Below are 22,819 nucleotides of genomic sequence, written 5' to 3' on the forward strand. Positions count from 1 at the left end.
ATGTGAGAGTAGGTCATCGTCAAGATTAAATTCCAGAACCCCATTTGCGAAAGCAGATGGGGTTTTGTTTTTGCGCGTGGAAAAATGCTGGGCATAACCCAAGCCCAGTCCTGGCCCGAACTGTGAGAGCCTCGCACAGCTGCACATATCCCAGCCGTCACGGCCATCGGCCACCTAGGTTGCTAGATATGTCACCCGACAGCCTATTCCAGCGGTTAGAGTTCCCAATCAGTCCCAGTGATAACGCTGCAATCACCTGACCTTTGCTTAACAAAAGATAACGTCATGTTGATTGTCATACGTTTCCCAAGCTGGATAGGATGGGTTCGCCTCGGAAGGCTCGTACGCAGGCTAGAGCGCTTGCAGTACTGAAATGACCTTCCGGAGAACCTAATAAAAATAAAGGAAGGGGAAGCTCCATGCGTGAGCCAGTCATTCGGCGCACTCGGTCCGCGGTCATTCAACGTCATGACGATTCCCGGACGCTACACACGAGCAGGCCTCTGAACGCTGTAGTGTTGTTGCTCATCTCCATGGCCCTCTGCGGCACGGCACTGGCTGCTGAAAGCACGCCGACCGCTGCCCCTGTCGCCAGCGACACGGCCGTTTTCGCACTGGAGTCCGCCAAAGCCTCTCGCAGTCTGCTGTTGGACGTGACTCACGCCGGTAAGCGAATTGTGGTGGTGGGAGACCGCGGTCACATTCTTTATTCCGATGATCAAGGCAAGTCCTGGACTCAAGCCAAAGTGCCAACCCGGCAATTGCTCACAGCGGTGTACTTCGTCGACGATCAGCATGGCTGGGCTGTCGGTCATGATGCGCAGATTCTCGCCAGCAGCGATGGCGGCGCCACCTGGATCAAACAATTCGAAGACCTCAAGCGCGAGGCGCCGCTGTTAGACGTCTGGTTCAAGGACCTCAGCACTGGAATCGCCGTGGGGGCCTACGGCGCGCTGCTGGAGACCACCGACGGCGGACAGCACTGGAATGACATCGGCGAACGGCTGGATAACGACGACCAGTATCATCTCAATGGCATCGCTTACGTAAAGGATGCAGGTCTGTTCATCGTCGGCGAAATGGGCAGCATGTTTCGCTCGTCGGATGACGGTCAAACCTGGGAAAAACTCGAAGGCCCGTATCAAGGTTCGTTGTTCGGCGCAGTGGGTACGTCCCAAGCGAATACGCTGCTGGCGTACGGCCTGCGCGGCAATCTGTTCCGCTCCACGGATTTCGGCAGCAACTGGGAGCCGGTCGCGCTGCAGGGGGAGCGTGGGCCTTTGGAATTCAGCATCGCCAATGCTTCATTGTTGCCGGACAACTCCATCGTGCTGGTCGGCAACGGGGGGAGTGTCATGCGCAGCACCGATGACGGCGAGACGTTCACCGTTTCCAATCGCTCGGACCGTCTCTCACTGGCCGGTGTGGCCGAGGACGACAAAGGCAATCTCATTCTGGTAGGACAGGGCGGCGTTCACGTCACCTCGCCGACAGGCGTTGATGTCGCTCAACAATAAGAACTGACCAGGCGAGGACGCTTATCGATGACAAATCTTCAACAGCCACACGACAAACCGACCTTTCTCGAACAATTGATCTTCAACAATCGTCCGACCGTGATTGGCATTTGTCTGCTGGTCAGTATTTTCCTGTTCTGGCAGGCCACTCTGGTTCGGCCGTCTACCAGTTTCGAGAAGATGATCCCGCTGGGTCATCCTTTCATTCAGAAGATGATGGAGCACCGCAACGACTTGGCGAACCTGGGCAACACCGTGCGGATTTCGGTGGAAGCCAAACAGGGCGATATCTTCACCAAGGAGTACATGGAGACCCTTCGGCAGATCAACGATGAGGTGTTCTACATTTCGGGTGTTGACCGTTCCGGGCTCAAGTCGCTGTGGAGCCCGAGTGTGCGCTGGACCGAGGTGACAGAGGAGGGCTTCGCCGGTGGCGAGGTGATTCCCCAGAGCTATGACGGTTCCCAGGACAGCCTCGACAAGCTGCGCAATAACGTCCTCAAATCCGGTCAAGTCGGGCGATTGGTGGCGAACAACTTCAAGTCCAGCATCGTCGACGTCCCTCTCCAGGAGTTTTACCCGGACCCGGCGGATCAGGGCAAATTACTGCCGCTGGATTACCGGCTGTTCTCCCACCAGTTGGAGGAGAAGATCCGCGACAAATACGAAGCGCAGAACCCCAACGTCGATATTCACATCGTCGGGTTTGCCAAGAAAGTCGGCGACCTGATCGACGGCCTGATCATGGTGGTGATGTTCTTCGGCGTGGCCTTCCTGATCACCCTCGTGCTCTTGATGTGGTTCACACGCTGCACGCGCAGCACCATCGCTGTCTTGAGCACCACGTTGATCGCCGTGGTGTGGCAACTGGGGCTCATGCATGTGGTGGGCTTTGGTCTCGATCCTTACTCGATGCTCGTACCGTTTCTGATCTTTGCCATCGGCATTTCCCACGGGGTGCAGAAGATCAACGGCATTGCCCTGCAATCCAGCGACGCCGACAACGCCCTGACTGCCGCGCGTCGCACGTTTCGCCAGCTGTTCCTGCCGGGGATGATCGCGATTCTGGCGGACGCCGTGGGCTTCATCACGCTGTTGATCATCGATATTGGCGTGATTCGCGAGCTGGCCATTGGTGCGTCCATTGGTGTCGCTGTGATCGTGTTCACTAACCTGATCCTGCTCCCCGTTGCCATTTCCTACGCAGGGATCAGCAAAAAGGCCGTTGTGCGCAGTAAACAGCATGCCGTTCGTGAACACCCTTTCTGGCGTCTGCTGTCGAACTTCGCGGCACCCAAGGTCGCTAAGGTGTCGGTCACATTGGCATTGCTGGCACTGGCGGGAGGCCTCTGGTACGGCCACAACCTGAAGATCGGCGACCTTGATCAGGGCGCGCCGGAATTGCGCCCTGACTCCCGCTACAACCAGGACAACAATTTCATCATCAGCAATTACTCCACCAGTTCTGACGTGTTGGTGGTGATGGTCAAGACGCCGCCTGAAGGCTGTTCGGCCTATCAGACGCTTTCGGCCATCAATGAGCTGTCGTGGAAGATGGAGAACACGCCGGGCGTGCAGTCGGCGATCTCGCTGGTCACTGTGTCCAAGCAGGTGATCAAGGGCATGAACGAGGGCAACCTGAAGTGGGAGTCGCTGTCGCGCAACAAGGACGTGCTCAACAGCTCTATTTCTCGCGCTGACGGTCTGTACAACAACACCTGTTCACTGGCGCCGCTGTTGATCTTCCTCAACGATCACAAGGCCGAGACGCTCGATCGGGCCGTGCACGCGGTGCAGGACTTCGCCAAGGCCAACAACAAGGAAGGGCTGGAATTCCTGTTGGCGGCCGGCAATGCCGGGATCGAAGCGGCGACCAACGAGGTGATCAAACAGGCCGAGTTGACCATCCTGATTCTGGTGTACATCTGCGTCGCCGTGATGTGCATGATCACCTTCCGCTCGTGGGCCGCGACGCTGTGCATCGTGTTGCCGCTGGTGTTGACCTCGGTGCTGGGCAACGCGCTGATGGCGTTCATGGGCATCGGGGTGAAGGTCGCGACCTTGCCGGTGGTGGCATTGGGCGTCGGGATTGGCGTCGATTACGGCATTTACATCTACAGTCGTCTGGAAAGCTTCCTGCGTGCGGGTCTGCCGCTGCAAGAGGCCTACTACGAAACGTTGAAGTCCACAGGTAAGGCTGTGCTGTTTACCGGTCTGTGCCTGGCGATTGGTGTGTGCACGTGGATTTTCTCTGCGATCAAGTTTCAGGCGGACATGGGCTTGATGCTGACGTTCATGCTGCTGTGGAACATGTTCGGGGCGTTGTGGTTGCTCCCTGCACTGGCGCGGTTCCTGATCAAGCCGGAGAAGATGGCGGGCAAAGTGGGGAATTCGTTGTTCTCCCATTGATGGCCGCTTGAAACAAAAAACCGCAGCCTGAAAAGGTTGCGGTTTTTTTATGAGTCTTGGGAATCGCGTGAGCAGTCAGTTGTAGACGAAGAACCCGCGCCCGCTCTTGCGACCCAGATACCCCGCCGCGACCATTTCCTTGAGCAGCGGCGCAGGGCGGTATTTGCTGTCGTTGAAGCCCTCATGGAAGGCCTCCACGATGGCCAGCAACGTGTCGAGTCCGATCAGGTCGGCCAGCGCCAACGGCCCGATCGGCTGGTTGCAACCCAGACGCATGCCGTCGTCGATGTCTTGAGCTGTCGCCAGCCCTTCCTGAAACACCAGGATCGCTTCATTGATCATCGGCACAAGAATGCGGTTGACCACGAAGCCAGGCCGGTTGCCTGCGGTAATGGCGGTCTTGTTCAGGCGCTCGGCCAGCTTGATCGCGACGACGTGGGTTTCATCGGCTGTTTGCAGGCCACGAATCACTTCGATCAGGCCCATCATCGGCACCGGATTGAAGAAGTGCAGACCGATGAAACGCTCTGGACTGTCGACGCTTGCCGCCAACTGGGTGATCGACAGCGACGACGTGTTGGAGGCAATGACGCAATCAGCCCCCACGTGCGCGGCGATCTGTTTCAACAGGCGCAGTTTGAGGTCGAGGTTTTCGGTGGCCGCTTCGATCACCACCTGCGGCTCATTCAACTGCGCGTAATCGGTGATGCAGCGAATGCGTCCCAGCGCCTCTTCCGCCAGCTCGACCGTCAGCGTCTGTTTGTTGACCTGACGCTCCAGGTTTTTGCGCACTGTGGCAAGGCCGCGTTCCAGCGCAGTGTCATTGATGTCCAGCAGGGTCACGTCGAACCCGGCAATCGCGCAGACTTGCGCGATGCCGTTGCCCATGGTGCCTGCGCCGATCACGGCGATGTGATGCAGGGTCATGCAGCCTCTCCCTTACACGCGTTCGAAGATGACGGCGATGCCCTGACCGCCGCCGATGCACATGGTGACCAAGGCATAGCGGCCGCCGATGCGGTGCAGTTCATGAATGGCCTTGGTTGCGATGATCGCACCGGTCGCACCCACTGGGTGACCGAGGGAAATGCCGGAACCGTTCGGGTTGACCTTCTCCGGATCGAAACCCAGTTCGCGAGCCACGGCGCAGGCCTGGGCGGCGAACGCTTCGTTGGACTCGATGACGTCCAGATCGGCTACCGTCAGGCCCGCACGTTCCAGCACCTTGCGGCTGGCAGGAATGGGTCCCAGCCCCATCATCGACGGTTCGACGCCCGCGTGGGCATAGGCCACCAGGCGCGCCAGCGGCTTGAGGCCGTGCTCGCGCACCGTGTCACCGTTGGCCATCACCAGCGCGGCGGCACCGTCGTTCAGGCCCGAAGCATTGCCCGCCGTGACCGTGCCGTCCTTCTTGAACGCGGTCTTCATCTTTTCCAGTTGCTCGGCGGTCACGTCGGCGCGTACGTGTTCGTCCTGTGCAAAGGTGACGGTGCCTTTGCGGGTGGCGATTTCGATGGGCACGATCTGCCCTACGAAGCGGCCTTCAGCGATCGCGCGGGCGGCGCGTTGCTGGCTGGTCAGCGCCAAGGCATCCTGATCGGCACGGGTGATGCCGTAGTTTTCGGCGATGTTCTCGGCGGTGATGCCCATGTGAATGTTGGCGAACGGGTCATGCAGCGCACCGAGCATGTAGTCATACGCCTGCACGTTGCCCATCCGCGCGCCCCAGCGGGCTTGCGGCATGATGTAGGCGCCACGGCTCATGGATTCGGTGCCGCCGGCCAGCACGGCGTTGGCATCCCCCAGCAACACGGATTGCGCAGCGGAGACGATCGCTTGCAAGCCCGAGCCGCACAGGCGGTTGACGTTCATGGCCGGGGTTTCCTTGGTCAGACCGGCTTCCAGTGCGATGACGCGGGACAGATAGGCATCGCGGACTTCGGTCGGGATCACGTGGCCCATGACCACATGCCCAATGTGTTCAGCTGCGAGGCCGGAGGAGGTCAATGCTGCGCGGCTGACCTGAGTGCCCAGTTCGATGGGCGAGACGTCCTTGAGGGAACCGCCGAATCCACCGATGGCGGTACGCAGTGCGCTGACGACGAAAACTTCGGTATTGCTCATGTCGACTCCTGAAACCCGTTGAATGAAAGGGATGGCAACGACGGGCGGCATTTCGGCCACGTGCCCATTGCGGGCAAGTCTAGATCGGCATTTGGGGCGGGCCTATGCCGAAACTGTCCAGATCGGCTGGCGTTCTTTACCATCAGCGCCGTGGCTTATAACGACAAAAGGAAACACGGCTCATGCGGGAAAAGGATTCGGTGTCGATTTATTTCGTCCAACTGGTGGTGCATGCCTTGCGCGACCAGCCTCTGCGCCTGCAATCGGTGCTGGAGGGGGCCGGAATCGACAGGGCGCTGCTTGACGATCCGACGGCCCGTGTGCCCGCCAGTGCGTTCGCCTCGCTGTGGCTGATTCAGATCAAGGAGCTGCGCGATGAATTCTTCGCCCTGGATTCCCACGGCATGCCGCTCGGCAGCTTCTCGTTGATCTGTCGGGGCTTGATCCAGGAGCCGAACCTGGAGAAAGCTTTGCGTCAATGTCTGGCCAACTTTGGGCTGTTCCTGCGGGACTTCAAGGGCAGCCTGATCGTGCGCGGTCAGCGGGCCGTGATTGCACTGGACAACCTCGCTACTGACCCTGAAAAGCGCCGGTTTGGCGAAGAGACGTTTCTGCTGCTGATGATCAGCCTGTTGTGCTGGCTGGGCGGTCGTCGTATCACCATCGACCGCGCGCAGTTTCGCCACACCCGCGAACGGCTGAGCGACGATTCGCTGTTGTGGGGCTTCAACCTGAGCTTCGGTGAAGGGCGCACCGAGGTCGAATTTTCCAGCCAGTACCTGCGCCTGCCGGTGGTGCAGACGCTGCCGTCGCTCAAGTCATTCCTGCGCACGGCGCCCCAATGGTTGGTGATCCGCTTCCGCAATCAACGGGGCCTCGCCGCGCAGGTCTATCAGCGCTTGCGCGGTAGCCATTACGGCCACTGGCCGACGTTGCTGGAAATGGCCCTTGAACTGAAGCTGAGCCCCACCACGTTCCGCCGTCGGCTGGAACGCGAAGGCTGCGCGTTTCAGGGGATCAAGGACGACGTGCGGCGGGGTATCGCCCAGCAGAAACTCCGCGAAACCGACATGAGCGTGGTTGAGATCGCAGCGCTGGTGGGGTTTCAAGAGCCCAGCGCCTTTCACCGGGCGTTCAAGAAATGGACGGGGGAAAGCCCGGGCGGCTACCGACGAGGGCGGGCTGCCCAAGGCTGAATCCGGCTTCCCTTGGCGGTGTGCAGTCGCCTAAGGCAACCACGCCTTGAGCAGCGCCTGCTGATAAGCAGCGTCCTGAACCCAAGCGCTCAGGACCGCGTTGCGCAGGTGTTCGCCCCGTGCGATGCGGGCGCCTTCATCGTGCAAGTGTTCTGCTATCGCCCCTGACCATACAGCCACTTGATTGCTCAGGCGCATCACCGGCAGTTCGCCGCGAAAGCCGTCCACGTCGCTACAAATGACCGGCACGCCACAGGCGCCGTATTCCAGTAGCAGGCTGTGATCACGGCAATGATTGCTCAGGGTGTCGCGCAGCGGGATCAACGCCAGGTCCAGATTCAATCCGGTGAGCGCGTCGCGATTTCCCCAGAAATGAGCATTGCTGTGCACTTCAACGGCAAGGTGGTTGAGGCGCGCATGGCCACTGCCCAGCAGAATCCAGTCGACGTCGAGGTGGCGTATCAGCGCTTCGATCAAGGGGATGTCCGAGTGATGATCACCACTCACGAAGCAGCCGATACGCGGTCGTGGGTTGGGCCGACGCACCGGCAAGGGCATCGCCCATTCAGGGCTCAGGCGCGTGGGCAGAATCAATACGGGGCGAGCATCGCGATCGAATATCTCCGCCAGTGCGGGGGTCGCCACCACAATGCGGTCAACCAAATGCTGAGCGTTTTGAACGGCCCCTGCCAATTCCAGGTCGCTGGGCAGGCCATCGATGTCCAGGACCTTGAGGCATTTGGAATAGGACGCGAGCTGGCGCATTGACTCCAGACGTGGGGGATCAAGGCGCCGATGCAGGACAATAGTGTCCGGCTGATAACGCTCCACGTCTATCACGCCGGGCAGCTGTACGCTGACCACGCCATCGAGCAGGCCTTCGGCTTTGAGGGTTTCGAACGGTTGCGAGATGCGCCGTTGGGCCGATGCGGAGGCGATGGCCGGGACCGCCAGTGCGGTGGGTATGGGCAGCCCTTTGAGTGGCCGCCAGGTGAATTCAGTGCGCCCATCGAACTTGAAGCCGGTGTCTTCGAGGGATAGGTTAGGACTGTATGCAGGATCGTTAGCCATGATGGGGAGCCATTTACTCATCATGCCGTGCTGTTCGGAGCGGAAGCGCTTGATCTTCGCCGCAAAGGCATTGGGATCGACATGGATCTGGCTAACGCTGCCTTCGTGCAGCAGTAATGCGTGAGGCGTCCAGACGACCAGATAGCCCTGTGCACTGACCTTCAGACACAGGTCGACGTCGTTGTAGGACACTTTGAACAGTTCCTCGTCAAGCCCGCCGACTTCATCATAGATCGATCGACGAACCATCAGGCAAGCTGCCGTGACGGCGCTGTAGTTCTGGTCGACCAACACACGTTGCATGTAACCCGGTGTGGCGGCAGGCTGACCGATAAAGGGGTGCCCGGCCGGGCCATTAAGGCCGATGACCACACCTGCATGCTGAATATGGCCGTCTGGAAATAGCAGCTTCGCACCGACGACCCCGACCTCCGGGCGCTGGGCGTGGTTGAGCAGCGCGTCCAGCCACCCCCCGTCGAGAATGGCCGTGTCGTTGTTGAGCAAGACCAGGTACTCGCCCTTGGCGTGGGTGACGGCGAAGTTATTGATCGCCGAATAGTTGAACGGATACGGATAGCGCAGTACACGGATCTTCTCGCCGCCGATGGCCTCTAGCTCGTTCAGCCAGGCAATGGCTTCTTCGGTCTGGCTGTCGTTGTCGACGATGAGCAGCTCGTAATTGAAGTATCGGGTCTTTTCCAGCAACGTTTCCACGCAACGACGCAGGAAGGGCAGTTGGTCCTTGGTCGGGACAATGATGGAGACCAGCGGCTGAGTCGCGTGACCATAGTGGATGTGGTAATGGCGCAGCGGATACTCTCGGACCTGATGATTGGGGTAACCCCGACTGTCGAGGTGACGACCCAAGGCCAAGACTTCATCCGGGTTGGCGCTCAGTTTTGGCGGTTCACAGCTCACCAGCGGTTCTGCGATGTGTTCGATGCAGCTCAGGCCCCGGTCGTCGATGATTCGCAGGATCAGATCGAACTCCAGCGCTTGGGGCAGTTGGCTGTCTAGTCCACCCACGGCCAGAAACGTGTCGCGGCGAAACAGCCAATGCGTTGCCATGATCACAGGCAAGCTGATGAGGTAATCCAGATTGGTGTCGGGTTTGAATACCAGCCCTGCATGCCCGCTACTGAACTGAATTTCATCGCAGTACAGCATGCAAGCCTGCGAGTTCGACAACCGCTGTTCGAGCATGCAGATGCCACTGTCAATCAACTCATCTCCAGCGTTGAGCAGCAGGAGCCACTGGTGATCGACCTTGTCGATCAGTGAGTTGATCTGGTGCGCTGTGGAGGGGCCGAGGCGATCCCATTCCACGTCGAGAGGCAGCGGGCCTTCGGGTTCTAGAGGCGTGAGCACATGAACACCAATGCTGGTCGCAGAGCTGGCCTGCCAGTGCAGCACGCTTTTCAGCGTCTTTCCGAGCGCATCGACCGCTCCCGTCGAATCCAGGATGACGACGCCCACGCTTGACTGAGCGTGTGCCGCTTGGTGTCGATCCAGCAGCCGACGTTGCACGGTGGTCAGATTGCGGTCTTCCAGCCAACGAGACACCTGCAGGTTCATCTGGCCTTGGTGACGCTGCGCCGCTTGCAAAGTCAATGCGATAAACCGCTCCAATTCATTACGTTCCGGCGCTGTCACGTGTAGGTCATCGTTCAGCGGCAGCGTGAGGATCGTCGGCTCGGTCGCCCGGTGACTGACGTCGTGGCTGTGGTAGAACACCAAGTCGGTATCGACCGTGCCGACGTCTTTGGCAATCAGATCATCCGAAGCGTTGAGGATGTAGCGCGCCACAACCCGGCTGGACAATGGGTTGCCTTGCAGCGAGCCGGGATAGACCGCGATCGGTAGTTTCTGCTCAATACTGCACGCCTCCAGAATCTCTTCCGTCAGCAACGGGGTGTCCAGGTTCGGACAGACCACCGTGCCTCCTGCGATGTACGCATTGAGCCCGGCGAGGTTCAACGCATGACACAACAGGTGCATCACCCGGCTGTCATTGTTGGTTTCTTGATAATCACCGGCGTAGAGGAAGTAGGGATGGGCTGTCTTTTTATCGAAAGTCACGGCGTACTCGATGATCATCAGAAAGGACGGACGGGCTGATCCGCCTGTCAGAGAAGTGGCGGATAGGCGGCAAAAAACAAAGGTGCAGCAATATTTCGGCCAGTTAGTTCAGGAACACTGCGATGCTTGATATTTTGAACGACCGACGTTTATTTTGTACGCCTGCCGCACCACACCGCGCGGCCTGCCAGCCAAAAAGGATTTGAGTCATGTCGAGCGATGGCCACAATTCACTCGCGCAGCGATTGATGGGCATTGATGAAATTGAATGCGTCACCCCGGACCTTAACGGCGTGCCGCGTGGAAAAGTGATGACGGGAGAGGGCTTTCTCGAAGGGCGACGCCTGCAACTCGCCCGGGGCGTGCTGCTGCAATGCATCATGGGCGGCTACCCGGCGGCGAAGTTCTACGGCAGCGACGATGGCGATCTGGCGCTGATCGCTGACGAGCAACAGATCCATCGCCTGCCCTGGAGCGATGAGCCGCGAGCATTGGCGATTTGCGACGCCGACGAGCTGGATGGCGAGCCGTCCAACCTGTCCACCCGGGGTCAGCTCAAATCGGTGATCGCACGGTATGCGCGTCACGGCTGGGCGCCGGTCGTGGCCACCGAACTGGAGTTTTTTGTCTTCGCGCCGAACCGCGATCCCGCTCAGCCGTTCAAGCCGCCGGTGGGGCTGGACGGTCGTCGTGAGGACGGGCAATCAGCGTTCAGCGTGACCTCCAACAACGGCCTGCGCCCGTTCTTCAGCGAAGTCTATAAATGCATGGCTGCGCTGGGGTTGCCTCGCGACACCTTCATGCACGAAATGGGCGTCAGCCAGTTCGAGATCAATCTGCTGCACGGCGATCCTTTATTGCTGGCGGACCAGACGTTCCTGTTCAAGCACATGCTCAAGGAAGTGGCGCTCAAGCACGGCCTGACCGTGGTCTGCATGGCCAAGCCGCTGGCCCATACGCCAGGCAGTTCGATGCACATCCATCAGAGCGTGGTCAACAGCGTCACCGGGCAGAACATTTTCAGCGATGAGCAGGGGGAGCCGACGGAGGCATTCCATCACTTCATTGGCGGGCAGCAGGCGGCAATGGCGGATTTCACCGCTTTATTTGCGCCGAACGTCAATTCCTACCAGCGTTTGTGTCATCCTTTCGCCTCCCCGAACAACGCTTGCTGGTCCCACGACAACCGTGCGGCCGGGTTGCGCATTCCGGCCAGTGCACCGGTCGCTCGTCGGGTGGAAAATCGTCTGCCCGGTGCAGACGCCAATCCCTACCTCGCAATTGCAGCTAGTCTTTCAGCCGGGCTCTACGGGATCGAGCAACGGTTGCAGCCGTCGGCGCCGATTCAGGGGGAATTCGTCGTACCGGACAATCTCTCGCTGCCCTGTACCTTGCATGCGGCATTGGAGCGTCTGAAACGCAGCGCTCTGGCCAAGGAACTGTTCGGCGCCGAATTCATCGAAGGCTACATCGCGTCGAAGACCCTGGAGTTGACCAGTTTCTTCAACGAAATTACCCCTTGGGAGCGCCGCGTCTTAGCCTCTCAAGCTTAAGAACCGTGGTTCGAAAACCCTCCATTGGAGGAGGGTTTTCGTTTTTGGAAAGCCAATGCGCCAAATCTGGAAATCGTTTCGAGCGCTGTATTTTGCCTCACTGATGATGTTGATCGGTTCGGGCCTTCTGAGTACCTACCTTGCCTTGCGTCTCGCTGCCGATCAGGTCGATGGCCTGTGGGTCGGTGCGTTGATGGCCGCCAACTACGTCGGTCTGGCGTTGGGCGGCAAGGTCGGTCACCGGCTGATTGGGCGGGTCGGACACATCCGCGCGTACGCGACGTGCGCGGGGATCGTCGGCGCTGCCGTTCTGGGCCACGGGCTGATCAATTACCTGCCGGCCTGGATTTTCCTGCGGATGATCGTCGGCCTCGGCATGATGTGTCAGTACATGGTCATCGAGAGTTGGCTCAACGAACAAGCCTCGCCCAAACAGCGCGGCACGGTGTTCAGCGGCTACATGATTGCGTCGTACCTGGGGCTGGTCCTTGGTCAACTGATTCTCGTGGTGCACCCGCAACTGGGACCTGAGCTGCTGATGCTGGTCGCGATGTGCTTCACGCTCTGCCTGGTGCCGGTGGCGATGACCCGCAGCATTCACCCGGCGCCGATGCGCCCTGCGCCCCTGGAACCGCTGTTCTTCATGCGCCGCGTGCCGCAGTCGCTCACCACGGTGCTGAGCGCCGGTCTGATCATCGGTTCGTTTTACGGCCTGGCGCCGCTGTATGCCGCGCAGCAGGGGCTGAGCACCGAGCATGTCGGTCTGTTCATGGCGACGTGTATCGGCGCGGGTCTTCTTGTGCAAGGGCCCTTGGGCAAACTGTCGGACCGCTATGACCGCGCCTGGCTGATTCGCGGCGTGGCCGGTCTGTTGGTACTGGCGGCGTTGCCACTGGCGGTCTTTCCGGGCTTGCCGCTGGAAGCGGTGTTCGCGATGGGCTTCATGGCGTCGTTGCTGCAATTCGCGCTGTACCCGCTGGCGGTGGCGTTTTCCAACGACCACGTCGAAGGCGAACGCAGGGTGTCGCTGACGGCCATGCTGCTGATGACCTACGGCGTGGGCGCCAGTATTGGGCCCTTGGTGTCGGGCGTGCTGATGAAGCAGTTTGGCAGCAACATGCTCTATGCCTTCGTCTGTTGCATCGCGTTGATTCTGACGCTGCGGATTCGTCCGAAAGCCGTCACCAATCTGCACCAGGTCGTCGACGCGCCACTGCACCACGTCGCGATGCCGGACAGCATGTCCAGCTCGCCACTGGTGGTGGCCCTCGACCCACGGGTGGACGAACAGGTGGTTCAGGATCAGATGCAGAGCACGACGGAACCGGCGCCCGACGCTGCCGAGCCTCAGACAGGACAGTCGGCGGAGCCGCAACCCAGCAGCGAAGAACAGCCGGAACGGGTGGTGGCATCAGGCGAAGGCGTTGTGAGGCCGGTGGCTGTGGTGGACGGCGACGTCAGCACCGAGCCTCAGTCGGCCAAGCCAGATGCCGCTCATGATGCTTCGCGGGATGTGGGCGTGGATCGGCCGTTGTAAGGCCCATCCCGCCTGTCCCCGGTTTCGAACGTTGCGCTCAGTGCAGGGGACCGCTTCGTTCCCATTGCATGAGGAACAGGCTCCATGTCGCGTCGTCCAGCGGGCATTGCGCCTTGCCCGTCACTTCGATCACGGCGCTGACATGGCGTGTCAGCGCCGTCGGCAACAAGGCTCGGTGGGTGCGATAGTTCACCACCAGCGTGATGCTGGCATCGGCGCCCAACAGCCGCTCGATCCGTTGTGCATCTTCACGACGGCTAAGGTCGCCCGCCAGCACTTCCACCAGACGCCCGGAAACATCGGTGATCCGTCTGGCCACCGTTTGCAGCCGATCACGGTCCGTCGCGACCAGAATCAGATCGTATCCCTGAGCGGCCATGCGCCGCGCGTATGCCAGGCTTGGGCCTGACGAAACGCCGGTGATCACGGCGGTGCCTCTGTGACTGAACATCCCGCACCTGCTGTCTTGACGTTATCAGGCGTCAGGGTAAGCCCTGTCGCGATCGTGCACCGGTCATAAAAGCCACGAATAAAGACGTGTTTTCCGGCCTTGCACGAATGGCCGGAAAGGGTGTTTTTACGGCACATCGCGTTATCGCCCTCTCTCTAACATCAGTTCCCGAGATGCACACAACGCCACGGCCCTGACTGGCGGCGTGCGCATCAACCCTTACTTTCGGAGAACCGACATGAAATTGACCCAAAACACGATCTTCATCACTGGCGGCGGTTCGGGCATCGGCCGCGCTTTGGCGGAAGCCCTGCATCAACGCGGCAATAAAGTGATCATCGCCGGGCGCCGTGAGGCGCTGCTCAAGGAAGTCGCTGCGGCGAATCCGGGCATGGAAAGTGTGACCCTGGACGTCGGCGATGCAGCCGACATCGCCAAAGTGACCGCTGATGTGGTGCGCCGCTTCCCGACGCTGAACGTGCTGATCAATAACGCTGGCATCATGCAGATCGACGACGCCAGCAAGCCCATCGACGAAAAACTGTTGATCGATACCCTGACCACCAACGTGTCCGGCCCGATCCGCGTGACCTCCGGGCTGATCGAGCACCTGAAAACCCAACCCGATGCGGTCGTGATCAACGTCTCGTCTGTCCTGGCCTTCGTGCCACTGGCCCTGACTGCGGTCTACAGCGCGACCAAGGCGGCGTTGCATTCGTACTCGCTGTCGCAGCGTTTCATGCTCCGCGACACCTCGGTGCGTGTGCTGGAAATCGCGCCGCCGTGGACCCAGACCGACCTGTTGGGCAGCAACGACGAACCGCGCGCCATGCCGCTGGGCGAGTTCATCGAAGAAACCCTTGCCGCGCTGGGCACCGATGCCGATGAAATCCTGGTCGAACGTGCCAAGCCTCTGCGTGCAGCGCCAGGCCCGAACGAGATGGCTTTCGTGACCGAGTTCAACAACGGCTTCCTGGCCGGTTGATCCTCCCATGCATCGCTCTGTCCCGCTGCCTCTGGAGCGGGGCAGAGCGCCTGCATTTTTGATTGAAAGTGCGCTTCAAAGAGAAGGCTTGCTTGCGAGGCGCTTGGGTCTAGAATCGAGTTCTTTGTGACGGGCACCGCCTCTATGCAAACCGTTGCGCTTATTGTCCGGCCTGATTTTCAAGTCATGAGCCTCGCCGCGTTGTCGGCGTTCGAATTTGCCAATCTGGCGGCCGAGAAAAAACTGTACGACATCCACGTCTTGTCTGAGCATGGCGGGCTGGTGGCTGCCAGCGCGTTGTACACCTCGGTGGCCACTCAACCATTGGATCGTCCGCAATTCGACACGGTGCTGATCAGTGGCGCCATGGATGCGTCGTCGGCCTCACCGGCGATCAATGCGTTTCTCATCGACGCCTACGCGACGTCCCGTCGGGTGGGCGCGTTGTGTGTGGGCGCGTTTGCCCTGGCCGAAGCGGGGTTGCTTGATGGGCGTCGCGCCACCGTGCATTGGGCGCGAGCGCGTGAAATGCGTGAGCGCTTTCCCGCCATCAAGGTCGAGGAAGACCGGATTTACATCATCGACGGCAAAATCTGGACCTCGGCCGGCATGACGGCGGCACTGGACCTGACCCTCGGCATGGTGGAAAAGGACCACGGCGCCGAGCTGGCGCGCAAGGTGTCGCAGCATCTGGTGCTCTATCATCGTCGCGCCGGCGGACAGTCGCAGCATTCGGCGATGTTGGAGATGAGCCCCAGCTCCGACCGCATCCAGCTGTCGCTGGAGTACGCCCGCAAGCACCTGCGGCGGGAGTTGTCGGTGGAAGAGCTGGCCGACGCCGCCTGCCTCAGCCCGCGCCAGTTCAGCCGGTCATTTCGGGCGGAAACCGGCATGTCGCCCGCCAAGGCCGTGGAGAACCTGCGGCTGGAAACGGCCCGACTGATGATGGAGCAGGGGCGTCACTCGCTGGAAGCGGTAGCCACAGAAACGGGATTCGGGGATCGGGAACGCATGCGTCGGGCGTTCATCCGCGTCTACGGGCAGTCACCCCAATCACTGCGACGCAGTTTTGGCCCCGTGGTGGACGCGTTCTAACGTGCTACAGGGCGCGTATCTGTGCACGGCCTCACCCTGTGGGGGGCGCCAGACGGTCCGGCGACGCTGAACTTCTGTGGGAGCGAATTTATTCGCGAAGATTGACCAGCCGCTGGAAATGTATCGGCTGTACCGCCCCCTTCGCGAATAAATTCGCTCCCACAGGTTGAGGTCGCGCCCGGCCTCGGTCTCGAAGGCAACGCAGAACTTCTGTGGGAGCGAATTCATTCGCGAAAGAAGGATCAGACGACGGAAATGTGTGGGCTGTACCGGCCCTTCGCGAATGAGTTCGCTCCCACTGTTGAACCTGCGCCAGCCGCCAAACTTCGAGGCGACACTGGCTTGTGTGGGATGCTGACAAAAGGGGTCGATGGAAGATGAAACGGCCCCGAAGGGCCGTTATCAGAAGTCGTCGTCTTTGTCGAAGCGACGGGCCTCGCGCTGCAATTGGTACACGAACCGTTCGACCTGGCGTTGCACCAACCCACTGATGTTGTGGAAGCGAACACCGGCGAAGGTGGTGTTGATCTTTTCTTCGAAGTGCAGGTATCGCAGCTCTACCGAGGTGCTCATGCTGCCGAAGGGCAGGGAGGCGATAAAGCGTTCGTAGACCTGGCCCAGTTGCATGCGTTCGGAGACGTCGCCTTCGAAGCGCAATTTGCAGCCGGTGGCCGAGACGTCCAGAAGCTTGCCGCGCAACGGCGACTTGAGCTTGTCACCACCGATTTCGATGTCCACCAGCGAGGCCAGCTTCAATGCAGCGCGAAAGGCATTGCGGCGTTGGTGGTAAACGACTTCTTCAGGCAGAGGGCCACGGTAGCTGTGCGGCTCCTCGATGATGGTCATCTGTGCCTTCACTTCCCAGGCGATTCGCACGCCGTCGTGGAAGCCTTCGACGCGAAACGGCTCGCCATTGGCCAGATACCGTTCACCGTCGCGGGGAATCATTTCGTCGAGCGCGATCTCGTTGCTGTCGCGATCAACGTCAATGACATAGCTCTGGAAGCGCTGACTGCGCTCGTGAAAAGTGATGATCAGCGGATCATGACTTTCCATCAGCAACCGCATGTTGGCGGCAATTTCCAAAGGCGTGGTAAGTACCTTCGGGGGCTGCGGAACATCTTCCGCGCTTGAGGCATTCACGGTTTATCCATCTCCAGGCAAAAAACGACAGCGTGCGGCCGAGGCATTTTGCCATCATGTTGCACGCCTTGATACAAGAACTTACGCCTGGCTGAGCGGACGTGGTCTGGCCCTGCCTGATGTCGAACCCCGGCTGTCATAGAGCGTTGGAGTGTCGCCACCGTTGAGGATTCTGAGTTGCTGTGCCGTGGTCAGTTGCTGTAACTGAATCAGGCCGCCGTTCTGTTCATTGGCCGCTTGGCACTCGGCTATCAGTGCACTCAGTTCATCGCCCGCTGTCAATAACGCTTCACCCACTGACGAGTGTTTAGCCACTTCCTCAAGTCCCGCTCGACTGGCGGGCAGGCCAAGACTCGACAACAGTTGCGAGCGTCTGCGTCCGTGCTGTTCGAGCACGATCACCAACGCCTGTTTCTGCGCCAGGATGTGTTCCATTTCGACCATATTGCGACCATGCAGCGCCAATGACTCGGCCTTCAGGATCTCCAGCAGATGCTGGGCTGGCGCAATATCGTCCGTGATCAGTTGAAGCAAAGTAGTGTCTTGCATCGCATGCCCTGGGATTTAAGCGTCCAGAAGCCCCTGCGCGGACCGGGGGCTAGCGCTGGGCTTCAAAATTAAGCATTTTGCTCGCAACACGGTTGCTGTCGACCTTGTAGCTGCCGTCGGCGATAGCCTGCTTCAACTCAGCGACACGGCTGCTGTTGACGACGGGCTGATCACGCAACGAATCAGTGATCTTCTGCAACTGTTGAGCTTCGCTGCTCAAATGTACTGTCTCGCCACTGCCGCTGACGCTTTCGGAAGTGCTGACCGTCGCCGCGGCGTCGGTTTTGCTGGTTTCCTTGGCGTTAGGAGTACGTGTCGTACCTCCAACGGTGGTGGAACTATTCAAACGACTGAAGTCGATGACCATGATTGAAAACCTCTGGGTTCTAGGACGCTTGCCTTGGTTTCGGCCAAACCCGGAATAACTTTAGGGCCTATACGAAAACAGTCTCAAATGGACTGCGTATCAGGCGTATGGGTTCCGAGTGTAGGAAAAGCGCAAGCGTAGCGCCAGAGGACATCAGCGTTTACATAGGCACCTCGACCTGACCGGGGGCCACGATATTGGCCTTGATCACGCGTTTCGAATTCAGGTTTTTCACCCGTATCTGTTCGTTGAAGCCACCATCCGAGAGGGCCTCGCCGGGCATGCGCACACTCATCGAGCCGCTGCGAGCACTGATGACCACCTGATCGCCTTTGTGCACCATTTGCGGCTGTTCAAGGTGGACGGGCGTCAGAATCTGATCGATGACCGTTGGTCGGACGACTTTCTGTCCGACCGCCTGATCGAGGGAATCAAGGAAGCCTTGCCCCAGCTGCCCTACGTCGCGTTCACGCAGCGCCACGTCGCCTTCAGAAACGATGGCATCCCGCTTCATTGGGCGGACCACCGTCACGACATTGCGAAACAGATGTACCTGGGCGGGCACGAACACCGTCCATGGAGCACTGCCTTCACAGCGCACTTTGACGGTGACCCGGCCAATGGGTTGGGCGGGGCTTTCCAGCGACGCTGTCAAATCCTTGTCGCAATGCGCCATGCGCAAGCGAGGGTCGAGCTGCTTGACCTCGATCTCGTAGCGACCGGCGGTCTGGCTGGTGGCCAAATAGTCTTCCACGGTGAATTCAAGAAAGCCCTGGGTGACGCCGATAAGTTGTTCAGGCAAGGTCACATTGTCCGCACGGCTGATCCCGGCGGCACAGAGCAGACACGCCGCCATGAGCAGGCTGAAAAGACTGCGAAGGGCGGAGGCCGGGTGTCGGGATACTGTCGTTTGTGTGTTCATGACAGGTAAATAGCAAGGCCCGTGCCGCTTGCCGATGGGGCAGTGCGCAATTGGTCGTTTTGGGAAGGAGTGGGGCATGGCTGGTGTTTTGGATTCAGTGAACCAGCGCACTCAACTGGTAGGGCAGAACCGCCTTGAACTGCTGCTGTTCCGTCTGGATGGCAAGCAGTTGTATGGGATCAACGTGTTCAAGGTAAAAGAGGTGCTTCAGTGCCCAAAACTTACCCATATGCCCAAATCCAGTCCGATTGTGCGCGGAGTGGCAAATATTCGTGGCGGGACCATTCCGATCCTCGATCTGGCAATGGCAACGGGTGCGGCCCCGTTGGGCAGCGTTGACAATGCGTTCGTCATCATTACCGAATACAACACCAAGATTCAGGGCTTCCTGGTGCATTCGGTCGAACGCATCGTGAACATGAACTGGGAAGACATTCATCCGCCACCCAAGGGCACCGGTCGCGATCACTACCTCACGGCCGTGACGCGTCTGGACAACCAGTTGGTGGAAATCATCGACGTGGAGAAAATCCTCGCCGAAGTGGCGCCCGTGTCGGAAAACATTTCGGCGGGTGTGGTCAGTGCGGAAGTCCAGCACAAGGCCATTTCCCTGCGAGTGCTGACGGTCGATGACTCATCGGTGGCGCGCAAGCAGGTCACGCGTTGCCTGCAGACCGTTGGCGTTGAAGTCACAGCGTTGAACGACGGTCGCCAGGCGCTGGAGTTCCTGCGCAACCTGGTGAACGAGGGCAAGAAGCCCGAAGAAGAATTTCTGATGATGATCTCCGACATTGAAATGCCGGAGATGGACGGCTACACCTTGACTGCCGAGATACGCAACGATCCGCGCATGCAGAAGCTGCACATCATCTTGCATACTTCGCTGTCTGGCGTCTTCAACCAGGCGATGGTGAAGAAGGTGGGCGCCGATGATTTCCTGGCCAAGTTCCGGCCGGACGATCTGGCAGCTAGAGTGGTAGAGCGTATCAAGGCGGCAGATATCAGTTGAGGAGGGGCGTTCCCTCCTGGCTGTTCACATGATTTGAGAGGCGGCATGTCTACAGGTAATTTGGATTTTGAACAGTTCCGGGTCTTCCTGGAAAAAGCCTGTGGCATTTTGCTGGGTGAAAATAAGCAGTATCTGGTGTCCAGCCGCCTGAACAAGCTGATGGAGCAGCAGGGCATCAAGTCGCTGGGTGAGTTGATTCAGCGTATCCAGAGCCAGCCCCGCAGCGGTTTGCGTGAGCAGGTGGTGGACGCGATGACCACCAACGAAACGTTGTGGTTTCGCGACACCTATCCGTTCGAGGTGCTCAAGAGCAAGGTCTTGCCGGAGCAGATCAAGGCCAGCCCTGGCTTGCGTCCACGCATCTGGTCAGCGGCCTGTTCGTCGGGGCAGGAGCCGTATTCGTTGTCGATGTCGATCGATGAGTTCGAGCGCAGCAATCCGGGGCAGTTGAAGGCCGGTGCGCAAATCGTCGCGACGGACCTGTCGGGCAGCATGTTGAACAATTGCAAGACGGGTGAGTACGACAGCCTGGCGATTGGCCGTGGGCTCTCGCCCGATCGCCTGCAACGCTATTTCGATCAGAAAACCCCCGGCCGCTGGACCGTCAAGACGCCGATCAAGAGCCGGGTCGAGTTCCGTTCGTTCAACCTGCTGGACAGCTATGCGGCGCTGGGCAAGTTCGACATCGTGTTTTGCCGGAACGTGTTGATCTACTTTTCCGCCGAGGTGAAGAAAGACATCCTGCTGCGCATTCATGCGACGCTGAAGCCGGGCGGGTATCTGTTCCTCGGGGCGTCGGAGGCATTGAACGGTTTGCCGGATCATTACCAGATGGTGCAGTGCAGCCCGGGGATCATTTACCAGGCCAAGTGATGGTGGGTTGGGTGATGGTCTTGAAACCCTGCTTCGGCGGGGTTTTTCTTTTTCTGGGCCTGTCGCCATTCCCCTGTGGGAGCGAATTCATTCGCGAAAGATTGAAGGGCGACAGAGATGTGTCGCCTGTGCGGGCCTTTCGCGAATGAATTCGCTCCCACAGTCGAACTTGTGCGGCGCCCCACCGGCAAAAAAACGACACCCCCCTTGCCGCTTTCCTCCCCGACAGCGGAAATCACTTGCCGCTTTTCTGGCATTGCCACGGTGCAAGTCCTTTGAAACCCCGTGAATACGGGTGTTTTGGAAAGTGGCACGCCGCTTGCTATCTCTCTGTCACGAACATCTGGTCAACCGATAAAGGTTCCCGACATGAGCATCAGCTTCGAAAACGCACTGGGCATTCACGAGAAAGCGCTGAACTTCCGCGCCCAACGTGCCGAAGTGCTGGCCAACAACATCACCAACGCCGACACGCCTAACTACAAGGCGCGCGACCTGGATTTTTCCAAGGTGCTGGCGGCTGAGAGTGACAAGGCCAAGAACGGCACGTTCGCCTTGAACACCACGAACAGCCACCACATCGAAGCCAGTGGTATGGACGCCGGCGAAGCGAGCCTGCTGTACCGCACGCCGTCGCAGCCGTCGCTTGACCAGAACACCGTCGACACTCAGGTCGAGAACGCCAATTACGCGGAAAACGCCATTGGCTTCCAGGCCAGCTTCACGCTGCTCAACAGCAAGTTCAAAGGGCTGGTTTCAGCCCTGCGCGGAGAGTAATTCATGTCTCTATCCAGTGTTTTCAATATTGCCGGTAGCGGCATGAGTGCCCAGAACACTCGCCTGAACACCGTGGCCAGTAACATCGCCAACGCCGAAACCGTCTCGTCCAGCATGGACAAGACCTACCGTGCCCGTCACCCGGTGTTTGCCACCGTGTTTCAGGGGCAGGAGTCGGGAGGCAGCGCTTCGTTGTTCGAAGACCAGGGCCAGGCGGGCACCGGCGTGCAGGTTTCCGGCATCGTCGAAGACGCGTCCAACCTGGAAGCGCGTTACGAGCCCAACCATCCTGCTGCTGACAAGAACGGTTACGTGTATTACCCGAACGTCAACGTCGTCAACGAGATGGCAGACATGATCTCGGCCAGCCGTTCGTTCCAGACCAACGCGGAAGTCATGAACACCGCAAAAACAATGATGCAAAAAGTCCTGACCCTCGGTCAGTGATAAGGGGCGAACGCCATGACGGCTGTAAATAACGACACATCGAGCGACTACCTCAAGTCGCTGCAGACGGCGACCTCGGGCAAGGTTGGCGACTCTTCCACCGGGGCGAGCACCCTCGGCAAGGATTCCTTTCTGAAACTGCTGGTGACGCAACTGCAGAACCAGAACCCGCTGGACCCGCAGGACAACAGCCAGTTCGTGGCTCAGTTGGCGCAGTTCAGCAGCGTGGAAAGCCTGCAAAACCTGAGCACCTCCGTCGATGCCATCGGTGGCATGTATCAGTCGTCGCAAGCGTTGCAGGCGTCTTCTCTTGTGGGTCGCTCGGTGATCATCGACGGCACCTCGACCTCCGTCGACACCACCAAAGGCATGACCGGTCAGGCGGTGTTGCCTTCGACCAGTACCCTCACCTCCGTCAAGATCAAGGACAGCACCGGCACCGTCGTGCGCACCCTGGATCTGGGCGAGCAGAAGGCCGGCACCACCAACTTCACGTGGGACGGCAAGAACGACGCGGGCGAAACCGTGCCTTCCGGCAACTTCAGCTTCGAGGCGACCGGTTCGCTGGATGGCAAGAACACCGGTCTGACCACCTATCTGCCCGCGACCGTCAACAGCGTGACCATGGGCACGGCAGGCAGCCCGCTGACTCTCAATCTGGCCAACGGCACCAACATTGCCTTGACCAAAGTTCAACAAATCGGAATCTAGAGCC

At 59.5% G+C, this 22,819-nt stretch carries 20 protein-coding genes; 12 read left to right on the plus strand and 8 right to left on the minus strand.

Annotated elements, in window-relative coordinates; translation table 11 throughout:
• Nucleotides 1-419: 419 nt before the first annotated feature.
• Both ACWKWE_RS25770 and ACWKWE_RS25775 read left to right on the plus strand, forming a co-directional pair.
• Entirely contained in the window at nt 420-1,517 is a 1,098-nt protein-coding gene (locus ACWKWE_RS25770; RefSeq protein ID WP_483852085.1) for a WD40/YVTN/BNR-like repeat-containing protein, read from the plus strand.
• Nucleotides 1,518-1,544: 27 nt separating this feature from the next.
• Nucleotides 1,545-3,926 carry an efflux RND transporter permease subunit gene (locus ACWKWE_RS25775; RefSeq protein ID WP_166598051.1) on the plus strand — a complete coding sequence of 794 codons (2,382 nt, stop codon included), beginning with the start codon at nt 1,545-1,547 and terminating at the stop codon, nt 3,924-3,926.
• Nucleotides 3,927-4,001: 75 nt separating this feature from the next.
• Here the strand turns inward: ACWKWE_RS25775 and ACWKWE_RS25780 are convergent, their stop codons facing one another.
• Both ACWKWE_RS25780 and ACWKWE_RS25785 read right to left on the minus strand, forming a co-directional pair.
• On the minus strand, nt 4,002-4,853 hold the full coding sequence (locus tag ACWKWE_RS25780; RefSeq protein ID WP_483852086.1) for a 3-hydroxybutyryl-CoA dehydrogenase: 852 nt from the start codon (nt 4,851-4,853) through the stop codon (nt 4,002-4,004).
• A 12-nt stretch (nt 4,854-4,865) separates the two neighbouring features.
• Nucleotides 4,866-6,050: an acetyl-CoA C-acyltransferase family protein gene (locus ACWKWE_RS25785; RefSeq protein ID WP_483852087.1), complete on the minus strand. Its 1,185-nt coding sequence runs from the start codon at nt 6,048-6,050 to the stop codon at nt 4,866-4,868.
• A gap of 182 nt (nt 6,051-6,232) precedes the next feature.
• Here ACWKWE_RS25785 and ACWKWE_RS25790 point away from each other — a divergent pair, with 182 nt between their 5' ends.
• Nucleotides 6,233-7,246 carry an AraC family transcriptional regulator gene (locus tag ACWKWE_RS25790; RefSeq protein ID WP_341959001.1) on the plus strand — a complete coding sequence of 338 codons (1,014 nt, stop codon included), beginning with the start codon at nt 6,233-6,235 and terminating at the stop codon, nt 7,244-7,246.
• Between the two features lie 30 nt (nt 7,247-7,276).
• Here ACWKWE_RS25790 and ACWKWE_RS25795 read toward each other — a convergent pair whose 3' ends face one another.
• Complete coding sequence (locus ACWKWE_RS25795) at nt 7,277-10,396, minus strand: glycosyltransferase (protein WP_483852088.1); 3,120 nt, start codon at nt 10,394-10,396, stop codon at nt 7,277-7,279.
• A 311-nt stretch (nt 10,397-10,707) separates the two neighbouring features.
• Between ACWKWE_RS25795 and ACWKWE_RS25800 the strand changes: the two genes are divergently transcribed.
• Entirely contained in the window at nt 10,708-11,949 is a 1,242-nt protein-coding gene (locus ACWKWE_RS25800) for a glutamine synthetase family protein (protein WP_483852193.1), read from the plus strand.
• 55 nt (nt 11,950-12,004) lie between these two features.
• Nucleotides 12,005-13,486 carry an MFS transporter gene (locus tag ACWKWE_RS25805; protein ID WP_483852089.1) on the plus strand — a complete coding sequence of 494 codons (1,482 nt, stop codon included), beginning with the start codon at nt 12,005-12,007 and terminating at the stop codon, nt 13,484-13,486.
• A 37-nt stretch (nt 13,487-13,523) separates the two neighbouring features.
• Here ACWKWE_RS25805 and ACWKWE_RS25810 read toward each other — a convergent pair whose 3' ends face one another.
• A complete protein-coding gene (locus ACWKWE_RS25810) occupies nt 13,524-13,937 on the minus strand; it encodes an SDR family NAD(P)-dependent oxidoreductase (RefSeq protein ID WP_166598044.1) in 414 nt (137 codons plus the stop codon).
• Nucleotides 13,938-14,175: 238 nt separating this feature from the next.
• Between ACWKWE_RS25810 and ACWKWE_RS25815 the strand changes: the two genes are divergently transcribed.
• Together ACWKWE_RS25815 and ACWKWE_RS25820 are read left to right on the plus strand one after the other, a co-directional pair.
• Nucleotides 14,176-14,922, plus strand: coding sequence for an SDR family oxidoreductase (locus tag ACWKWE_RS25815; RefSeq protein ID WP_166598043.1), 747 nt, complete (start codon nt 14,176-14,178; stop codon nt 14,920-14,922).
• 144 nt (nt 14,923-15,066) lie between these two features.
• Nucleotides 15,067-16,017, plus strand: a complete 951-nt coding sequence (locus ACWKWE_RS25820) for a GlxA family transcriptional regulator (protein ID WP_341958996.1) — start codon at nt 15,067-15,069, stop codon at nt 16,015-16,017.
• Between the two features lie 402 nt (nt 16,018-16,419).
• On the opposite strand, the gene ACWKWE_RS25825 is transcribed toward ACWKWE_RS25820, so the two are convergent.
• From ACWKWE_RS25825 to flgA, 4 genes are all read right to left on the minus strand, one after another.
• A complete protein-coding gene (locus ACWKWE_RS25825) occupies nt 16,420-17,160 on the minus strand; it encodes a flagellar regulator YcgR PilZN domain-containing protein (protein ID WP_166598041.1) in 741 nt (246 codons plus the stop codon).
• Nucleotides 17,161-17,241: 81 nt separating this feature from the next.
• The gene (locus ACWKWE_RS25830; protein ID WP_166598040.1) at nt 17,242-17,709 is read right to left on the minus strand and encodes a flagella synthesis protein FlgN; all 468 of its coding nucleotides are present in this window, start codon (nt 17,707-17,709) and stop codon (nt 17,242-17,244) included.
• A 49-nt stretch (nt 17,710-17,758) separates the two neighbouring features.
• The gene (gene flgM / locus ACWKWE_RS25835; RefSeq protein ID WP_483852090.1) at nt 17,759-18,076 is read right to left on the minus strand and encodes a flagellar biosynthesis anti-sigma factor FlgM; all 318 of its coding nucleotides are present in this window, start codon (nt 18,074-18,076) and stop codon (nt 17,759-17,761) included.
• Between the two features lie 160 nt (nt 18,077-18,236).
• Nucleotides 18,237-18,998 (minus strand): flagellar basal body P-ring formation chaperone FlgA, encoded by a 762-nt coding sequence (gene flgA, locus ACWKWE_RS25840; RefSeq protein WP_166598038.1) that lies wholly within the window; start codon nt 18,996-18,998, stop codon nt 18,237-18,239.
• Nucleotides 18,999-19,074: 76 nt separating this feature from the next.
• Between flgA and ACWKWE_RS25845 the strand changes: the two genes are divergently transcribed.
• The 5 genes from ACWKWE_RS25845 to flgD all read left to right on the plus strand — a co-directional run bounded on the left by ACWKWE_RS25845 (nt 19,075) and on the right by flgD (nt 22,815).
• Nucleotides 19,075-20,007, plus strand: coding sequence for a chemotaxis protein CheV (locus ACWKWE_RS25845; RefSeq protein WP_166598037.1), 933 nt, complete (start codon nt 19,075-19,077; stop codon nt 20,005-20,007).
• 45 nt (nt 20,008-20,052) lie between these two features.
• The gene (gene cheR / locus ACWKWE_RS25850) at nt 20,053-20,880 is read left to right on the plus strand and encodes a protein-glutamate O-methyltransferase CheR (protein WP_166598036.1); all 828 of its coding nucleotides are present in this window, start codon (nt 20,053-20,055) and stop codon (nt 20,878-20,880) included.
• Between the two features lie 369 nt (nt 20,881-21,249).
• Nucleotides 21,250-21,657, plus strand: a complete 408-nt coding sequence (gene flgB, locus ACWKWE_RS25855) for a flagellar basal body rod protein FlgB (RefSeq protein ID WP_166598035.1) — start codon at nt 21,250-21,252, stop codon at nt 21,655-21,657.
• Nucleotides 21,658-21,660: 3 nt separating this feature from the next.
• Nucleotides 21,661-22,104, plus strand: a complete 444-nt coding sequence (gene flgC, locus ACWKWE_RS25860) for a flagellar basal body rod protein FlgC (RefSeq protein WP_166598034.1) — start codon at nt 21,661-21,663, stop codon at nt 22,102-22,104.
• Nucleotides 22,105-22,119: 15 nt separating this feature from the next.
• Nucleotides 22,120-22,815 carry a flagellar hook assembly protein FlgD gene (flgD, locus tag ACWKWE_RS25865; RefSeq protein WP_341958993.1) on the plus strand — a complete coding sequence of 232 codons (696 nt, stop codon included), beginning with the start codon at nt 22,120-22,122 and terminating at the stop codon, nt 22,813-22,815.
• The last annotated feature ends 4 nt before the right edge of the window (nt 22,816-22,819 follow it).

Source organism: Pseudomonas salicis (assembly GCF_057128705.1).

Bases quoted from the DNA above. Each gene is read 5' to 3' on its own strand.
- ACWKWE_RS25770 (WP_483852085.1), top strand. From the start codon at position 420: ATGCGTGAGCCAGTCATTCGGCGCACTCGGTCCGCGGTCATTCAACGT.
- ACWKWE_RS25775 (WP_166598051.1), top strand. From the start codon at position 1,545: ATGACAAATCTTCAACAGCCACACGACAAACCGACCTTTCTCGAACAA.
- ACWKWE_RS25780 (WP_483852086.1), bottom strand. From the start codon at position 4,853: ATGACCCTGCATCACATCGCCGTGATCGGCGCAGGCACCATGGGCAAC.
- ACWKWE_RS25785 (WP_483852087.1), bottom strand. From the start codon at position 6,050: ATGAGCAATACCGAAGTTTTCGTCGTCAGCGCACTGCGTACCGCCATC.
- ACWKWE_RS25790 (WP_341959001.1), top strand. From the start codon at position 6,233: ATGCGGGAAAAGGATTCGGTGTCGATTTATTTCGTCCAACTGGTGGTG.
- ACWKWE_RS25800 (WP_483852193.1), top strand. From the start codon at position 10,708: ATGACGGGAGAGGGCTTTCTCGAAGGGCGACGCCTGCAACTCGCCCGG.
- ACWKWE_RS25805 (WP_483852089.1), top strand. From the start codon at position 12,005: ATGCGCCAAATCTGGAAATCGTTTCGAGCGCTGTATTTTGCCTCACTG.
- ACWKWE_RS25810 (WP_166598044.1), bottom strand. From the start codon at position 13,937: ATGTTCAGTCACAGAGGCACCGCCGTGATCACCGGCGTTTCGTCAGGC.
- ACWKWE_RS25815 (WP_166598043.1), top strand. From the start codon at position 14,176: ATGAAATTGACCCAAAACACGATCTTCATCACTGGCGGCGGTTCGGGC.
- ACWKWE_RS25820 (WP_341958996.1), top strand. From the start codon at position 15,067: ATGCAAACCGTTGCGCTTATTGTCCGGCCTGATTTTCAAGTCATGAGC.
- ACWKWE_RS25830 (WP_166598040.1), bottom strand. From the start codon at position 17,709: ATGCAAGACACTACTTTGCTTCAACTGATCACGGACGATATTGCGCCA.
- flgM (WP_483852090.1), bottom strand. From the start codon at position 18,076: ATGGTCATCGACTTCAGTCGTTTGAATAGTTCCACCACCGTTGGAGGT.
- flgA (WP_166598038.1), bottom strand. From the start codon at position 18,998: ATGAACACACAAACGACAGTATCCCGACACCCGGCCTCCGCCCTTCGC.
- ACWKWE_RS25845 (WP_166598037.1), top strand. From the start codon at position 19,075: ATGGCTGGTGTTTTGGATTCAGTGAACCAGCGCACTCAACTGGTAGGG.
- cheR (WP_166598036.1), top strand. From the start codon at position 20,053: ATGTCTACAGGTAATTTGGATTTTGAACAGTTCCGGGTCTTCCTGGAA.
- flgB (WP_166598035.1), top strand. From the start codon at position 21,250: ATGAGCATCAGCTTCGAAAACGCACTGGGCATTCACGAGAAAGCGCTG.
- flgC (WP_166598034.1), top strand. From the start codon at position 21,661: ATGTCTCTATCCAGTGTTTTCAATATTGCCGGTAGCGGCATGAGTGCC.
- flgD (WP_341958993.1), top strand. From the start codon at position 22,120: ATGACGGCTGTAAATAACGACACATCGAGCGACTACCTCAAGTCGCTG.